The 6,557-nt window shown below is 64.2% G+C and carries 5 protein-coding genes and 1 pseudogene; 3 read left to right on the top strand and 3 right to left on the bottom strand.

What is annotated here, in order from left to right; translation table 11 throughout:
• Positions 1-222 (top strand): annotated as a pseudogene (locus tag AC0SZ7_RS14770) (IS110 family transposase); the annotation flags it as partial.
• A 420-nt stretch (positions 223-642) separates the two neighbouring features.
• Here AC0SZ7_RS14770 and holA read toward each other — a convergent pair.
• From holA to leuS, 3 genes are all read right to left on the bottom strand, one after another.
• Positions 643-1,680: a DNA polymerase III subunit delta gene (gene holA, locus AC0SZ7_RS14765; RefSeq protein WP_475505083.1), complete on the bottom strand. Its 1,038-nt coding sequence runs from the start codon at positions 1,678-1,680 to the stop codon at positions 643-645.
• A gap of 40 nt (positions 1,681-1,720) precedes the next feature.
• On the bottom strand, positions 1,721-2,326 hold the full coding sequence (locus AC0SZ7_RS14760; RefSeq protein ID WP_475505082.1) for an LPS-assembly lipoprotein LptE: 606 nt from the start codon (positions 2,324-2,326) through the stop codon (positions 1,721-1,723).
• 72 nt (positions 2,327-2,398) lie between these two features.
• The gene (gene leuS / locus AC0SZ7_RS14755) at positions 2,399-5,005 is read right to left on the bottom strand and encodes a leucine--tRNA ligase (RefSeq protein WP_475505081.1); all 2,607 of its coding nucleotides are present in this window, start codon (positions 5,003-5,005) and stop codon (positions 2,399-2,401) included.
• A gap of 273 nt (positions 5,006-5,278) precedes the next feature.
• Between leuS and AC0SZ7_RS14750 the strand changes: the two genes are divergently transcribed.
• Both AC0SZ7_RS14750 and AC0SZ7_RS14745 read left to right on the top strand, forming a co-directional pair.
• Positions 5,279-5,599 carry a hypothetical protein gene (locus tag AC0SZ7_RS14750; protein WP_475505080.1) on the top strand — a complete coding sequence of 107 codons (321 nt, stop codon included), beginning with the start codon at positions 5,279-5,281 and terminating at the stop codon, positions 5,597-5,599.
• 114 nt (positions 5,600-5,713) lie between these two features.
• The gene (locus tag AC0SZ7_RS14745; protein WP_475505079.1) at positions 5,714-6,478 is read left to right on the top strand and encodes a YdcF family protein; all 765 of its coding nucleotides are present in this window, start codon (positions 5,714-5,716) and stop codon (positions 6,476-6,478) included.
• Positions 6,479-6,557 lie beyond the last annotated feature (79 nt).

Genomic DNA, 6,557 nt, shown 5'->3' with positions numbered 1-6,557 from the left:
TTCAAGGGCAAGCGCAAGATCTGCGGCGGGCGCAGTGCGGTGCGGCGAGTGCTGTACATGTCGTGCTGGACAGTCATCCGCTACGACGCCTCGTTCAAGGCGCGCTACGAGGGGCTGCGCGATAAAGGCAAGTGCGCAAAAGTGGCGCTGGTGGCGTGCATGCGGGTGCTGCTGATCCGGCTTAACGCCATGCTGCGCGAGGGCACAGCATGGCGGACGTAATTAACTGGGCAAGACAGTTGCTGCTACGCGAATGCGGATACCCCATGGACCGCGTCGCCTGCATCGCGGCCAAGGCCGGCTCCTACCACGTACGGCGTAGGAGCCGACTTTAGTCGCGATGCAGACGACACCATTTCAAGACAGTTGCTGCTACACGAATCTGTAGCAGCGGCCCCAGGCCGCGTCCCGGACCCACGCAGCACCGCCGCCGGACGCAGCCTTCGGCAGCTGCTACGCGGATACCCCATGGACCGCGTCGCGATGCAGACGACGCCATTTCAAGACAGTTGCTGCTACAGGTTTCAAGCACGGTCCGTTGGCCTTCCACGCAACCGTAGCAGCGGCCGCAGGCCGCGTCCCGCCGCTGCGCATATACCGCGTTGCCTGGGACGCAGCCTTCGGCAGCTGCTACAGGTTTTATCACTGGGCGGGGAGCACCGTGCGCTGGCCTGCCATCAACAATGACAGCCGCGACAGGCTGATCCACACCGACCCCTGCGCCTGGCCCTTGATTTGCGCGTCGATGTGCTGGGCGTCCTGCAGCAGCTCGCCCCAGCGCTTCGCCGAATGGCGTTGCAGGGCCTTGCTCATCAAAGGCCGGCGCTTGTCCCACACCGGCGGCTTGGCGCTGCTGAAGGCCTTGTCCAGTGGCGTGCCCTGGCTGTATTGCAGGGCAATATTGGCCAGGGTGCGCAGTTCACGGGCCAGGGCCCAAAGGATGACCGGCGGTTCCACGCCTTCGCCCCGCAAGCCTTCGAGCATGCGCAGGGCATGGGCGGCCTCGCCGTTGAGCACCGCGTCCACCAGGCCGAACACGTCGAAACGCGCGCTGTCGGCCACCGCCGATTGCACGGTCTCCAGGGTGACCTGGTTGTTCTCGGCCAGCAGCTTGAGCTTTTCGATTTCCTGGGCGGCGGCCAGCAGGTTGCCTTCCACCCGCGCGGCAATCAGCTCCACGGCATCCTGCTGCGCCGCCAGGCCGGCCTGCGACAGGCGCTGGCGAATCCATTGCGGCAGCTGGTTGGCGTCCACCGGCCAGATCTGCACGAACTGGGTCTGCTGGCCTTCGATGAGGGCCTTGCCCCACTTGGTCTTCTGCGCGCTGCCGTCAAGCTTGGGCAGGCTGATCAGCAACAGGGTGTCTTCGGCGGGGCGCGAGCAGTACTCGATCAGTGCCGCGGCGCCCTTGTCGCCGGGCTTGCCCGAGGGCAGGCGCAGCTCCAGCAGGCGGCGCTGGGCGAACAGCGACAGGCTGGCGCCGGCTTGCAGCAGCGTCCCCCAGTCGAAGTTGGCGTCGGCGCTGAACACCTGGCGTTCATCGAAGCCTTGCTGGCGCGCAGCGGCGCGCACCGCGTCGGCGGCTTCCTGGCACAGCAGCGGGTCGTCGCCGCTGATCACGTAGATCGGCGCGAGGCTGCCTTGCAGGTGCTTGTTGAGTTGGGCGGGGGTCAGTTTCATGGTGATGAAAGAAGGGGCGCCTGAGCGCCCCGTTCCTCTTTTACTTCGAAGGGATCTGGATCGGCGACTGTTGCGGCGTCGCGTCACGAATGCGCTGGGCCTCGGCTTCCTGCTCGGCCAGGGCCTTGGCCTTGGCTTCGGCATCATCCTGCAGCTTGTCCAGCTGCTGCGGGGTGATCTGCTGCAGGCGCAGCATCAGGCGCTGGACGATTTCACGACGGATCTCGTCGCGAGTCTCGTGAGCCACCTGGTCGGAGCCCGCCAGGTTGTTGCCATCCTGGGTGTAGGTCTTGTCGACGACAATCTTGTCGCTGAGCAGGTTGAGGTTCTCGTGGCCGACAATGTCGTAGCTCAGGGTAGTGGTCAGCTCGTACTCAGCCGAACGCGTACCGCTGGTGTAGCTGGCCGTGCGCTGGTCTTCCTGCTCGCGGCTCAGCACCAGCTTGTAGGGGGCGCCGTCGTAGACTTTCACACCGCTGGCGGCGATCTGCTTGCGCAGCTGCATCACGGTAGGGCCATAGGCATCGCGGGCAGTGACGTTCAGCTCCTTGAGAGCCATGACGCTGGTGCCGGTGCCGCGCAACTGGAAACCGCAGGCGCCCAGCAACACGGCCAGGCCCATAACCAGTAGATTGCGTTTGATCATCTTGTTGCTCCCTAGAAACCTTGTGGGCCGACTCTGTAAATGGCGCCCGGTTGCCCGGGCGCGCTGATCCGATCAGCTGGCGACGATATTGACCAGTTTCCCCGGCACGACGATGACCTTGCGGATCGTCAGGCCGTCGATGAAGCGCAGCACGTTCTCGTTGACCCGGGCGGCCGCCTCGATTTCCTCGCGGCTGGCGCTGGCCGGCATCTCGATCTGGCCGCGCAGCTTGCCGTTGACCTGGATCACCAACTGCAGGCTGTCCTGCACCAGGGCGCTTTCGTCCAGCACCGGCCAGCCGGCGTCGATGACCGCACCGGCGTGGCCCAGCGCATTCCACAGCTCGTGGCAGATGTGCGGGGTAATCGGGGCCAGCAACAGGGTCACGGTCTCCAGGCCTTCCTGGATCAGCGCGCGGTCCTGCTCGGTGGCCTGCGGGGCTTTCTCCAGCACGTTCATCAGGGTCATCACCTGGGCGATGGCGGTGTTGAACTTGTGGTGCTGGCCGATATCCTGGCTGGCCTGGCGGATGGCCAGGTGCGTGGCACGGCGAATCGCCTTCTGCTCATCGGACAGGCTGGCGACGTCCAGCGCGGCCGGCAGGCCCTGGGCTACGTGGGCCTGGGCCAGGCGCCATACACGGCGCATGAAGCGGTGCGAACCTTCGACGCCGGAGTCGGACCATTCCAGGCTCATGTCGGGCGGCGAGGCGAACATCATGAACAGGCGGCAAGTGTCGGCGCCGTACTGGTCGATCATGGACTGCGGGTCGACGCCGTTGTTCTTCGACTTCGACATTTTCTCGGTGCCGCCGATTTCCACCGGCAGGCCGTCGCTCATCAGCTTGGCGCTGATGACCTTGGCCTTGCTGTCACGCTCAAGCTCGACATCGGCCGGGTTGAACCAGGTCTTGCCGCCGTTATCTTCCAGGCGGTAGTAGGTCTCGGCGACCACCATGCCCTGGGTCAGCAGGTTCTTGAACGGCTCGTTGGAGCTCACCAGCCCTTCGTCACGCATCAGCTTGTGGAAGAAGCGCGCGTACAGCAGGTGCAGGATGGCGTGTTCGATACCGCCGATGTACTGGTCAACCGGCAGCCAGTGGTTGGCCGCAGCCGGGTCGACCATGCCCTGGTCGTACTGGGGCGAAGCGTAGCGGGCGTAGTACCACGACGATTCCACGAAGGTGTCCATGGTGTCGGTTTCACGCTTGGCCGGTGCGCCACATTTCGGGCAGCTGCACTCGTAGAACTCGGGCATGCGCGCCAGCGGCGAGCCGGCGCCGTCCGGTACCACGTCTTCGGGCAACTGGACCGGCAGTTGGTCTTCAGGCACCGGCACGTCGCCACAGGCGTCGCAGTGGATGATCGGGATCGGGCAGCCCCAGTAGCGCTGGCGGCTGATGCCCCAGTCGCGCAGGCGGAACTGGGTACGCGACTTGCCCAGCTCTTTCTTGATCAGCGCCACTTCCATGGCGTCGAAGGCGCCAGCGAAGTCGAGGCCGTCGAATTCACCGGAATTGATCAGCGTGCCGTGCTCGCCATAGGCTTCCTGCCATGGGGCAGGGTTGGTGTCGCCGGCGCTGGTGCGCACTACCGATTTCACCGGCAGGCCGTATTTGTGGGCGAACTCGAAGTCACGCTCGTCGTGCGCAGGCACGGCCATGACCGCGCCGTCGCCGTAGTGCATCAGCACGTAGTTGGCTACCCATACCGGCAGCTTGTCGCCGGTCAGTGGGTGCTCGACGAACAGCGACGTCGGCATGCCTTTCTTTTCCTGGGTGGCGACGTCGGCTTCGGCGACGCTGCCGCTCTTGCATTCGTTGATGAACGCTTGCAGCTCAGGGTTGTTCTGCGCCGCCAGGGTGGCCAGCGGGTGCTCGGCGGCCACGGCCACGTAAGTGGCGCCCATCAGGGTGTCGGGGCGGGTGGTGAAGACCTTCAGGGTGCCGGCTTCGCCGATCGACGCCTGGTTGTACGGGAACTGCACTTCCATGCCGCGCGACTTGCCGATCCAGTTGCGCTGCATGGTCTTGACCTGTTCAGGCCAGCCAGTCAGTTCGTCCAGGCTTTCCAGCAGCTCTTCGGCGTAGGCGGTGATGGCGAAGTAGTACATCGGGATTTCGCGCTTCTCGATCAGCGCGCCCGAACGCCAGCCACGGCCGTCGATGACCTGCTCGTTGGCCAGTACGGTCTGGTCGACCGGGTCCCAGTTCACGGTGCCGTTCTTGCGGTAGATCACGCCTTTTTCGAACAGGCGGGTGAACAGCCACTGCTCCCAACGGTAGTAGTCAGGCTTGCAGGTGGTGACTTCGCGCGACCAGTCGATCGCCAGGCCCAGGCTTTTCAGCTGGGTCTTCATGTAGGCGATGTTCTCGTAGGTCCACTTGGCCGGCGCGACCTTGTTCTTCATGGCGGCGTTTTCCGCCGGCATGCCGAAGGCGTCCCAACCCATCGGCTGCAGGACGTTCTTGCCCTGCATGCGGTGGTAACGCGAGATCACGTCGCCGATGGTGTAGTTGCGCACGTGCCCCATGTGTAGCTTGCCGCTGGGGTAGGGGAACATCGACAGGCAGTAGTAGGTCTCCTTGCCTGGCTGTTCACTTACTTCAAAGGACTTTTGCTCATCCCAGAACGACTGGGCGGCGGCTTCGATTTCGCGGGGCTGATAGAGTTCGTGCATGGCTACTTTGCGCTGAGAAATGGGTGACCTTATCCAGGCAGCGTGAAATCCGCTACACCCGGCAATCCGGTGGCGATCTTTAAACGCCGTAGCATACATGACCCCGCTTCAAGGTGGGAAACCCATATTGCATCAACGCATGCCCGCGCGAAGCGGCCGAATGCCAGCAAAGCCCCGCAGGCACTGGCCGTTGGTCGCGGCAGCGGGCTGGTTTCGCCTGCGCCGCTAAGCTCATCAATGGGGAAGCTGTTTTATCTTCAATGAGGTGAACGGATGGTTGAGTCACATGTTAAAGCTATGAAGCCGGAGCTGTTCGAGCGCCTGATCGATCGTCTTGGCCTGGCCCTCGACGTTGCCCGCACATCTGTACGTTTGCGCAACGAGGCGCCCGTTGAACTGGAGTTGCGTGGCCTGAGCCGCGCGGAAGTGGAACTGATCAATGCCTACCTGGATTCCATGCCAGTGGGCGTACATGCTGGCGCCGTGGTTCGTGACCCCAGGGAAGCCGCGCCCGCCACCAGCAATGTGGTGTGGATCAAGGACAAGGCCGCGAGAAAGACCGGCGCCAAGGCAAGGGCTGCGCAATTCAAATAATAGACCGGAGGTGATGCACATGCACCCAACCTGCCGGCGCCACTTGCGTACACACTTTCAGATTGAGGCCGTGCGCCTTAACCCTTAGGCTTCGGGCATCCCTGGAGATGCTCGATGCCTTTTCGTTACCTCATCAAACAATTGCTCCTGCCGCCTGGCCTGCTTTTCCTGTGCCTGCTGCTGGCGTGGTGGCTGCGCCGTTCCCGCCCGCGCCTGGCCTGCGCCTGCTTTGTGCTGGGCCTGGGGGGGCTGTGGTTGATGAGCATGCCCCGGGCGGTGCAAATGGCCGCCCATGCCCTGGAACAGGAGCCGGCGTTGACTATCGGGCAATGGCCGCTGCTGGCCCAGCGCGCCGATGCCATCGTGATATTGGGTGCCGGCCGCGAGCGCGGCGACCCGGCCTGGGGCGGGGAAGACCAGCCCACCGGCGTCAACCTTGAGCGGGTGCGCTACGCGGCGCGCCTGGCCAAGGCCTCGGGCTTGCCGGTGCTGACCTCCGGCGGCCTGCACTACGGCTCGCCGCCCAGCGAGGCGTACATCATGGCGACGTCGCTGCGCGATGATTTCGGCGTGGCAACCCGTTGGCAGGAAGGCGTCAGCCGCACCACCTGGGAAAACGCCACCATGAGCGCCGACATCCTCAAGGGTGCGGGTATTCATCGGGTGGTGGTGGTCACGCAGGCCTGGCACATGCCTCGGGCGCGCTGGAGCTTCGAGCATGCCGGGTTTGAGGTGGTGAGTGCGCCAGTGGGGTTCCTGGGCATCGACAATGCGCGGGTGTTTGGCGGCTGGCTGCCGGAAGGGAAGGCGTTCTGGCAGAGTGGGCAGTTGTTGAACGAGGCGGTGGGGCTGGTGGGGTATCGGTTGTTCTACCGCTAGCGGCCATTCGCGGTCTTGTGGGAGCTGGCTTGCCCGCGAGCGTTTTGGGGCCTTAAAATCTCGCTGGCAAACCAACGCC

The organism is Pseudomonas sp. JC1203 (assembly GCF_056175065.1).
This window is presented reverse-complemented; position numbering and strand designations above follow the sequence as displayed.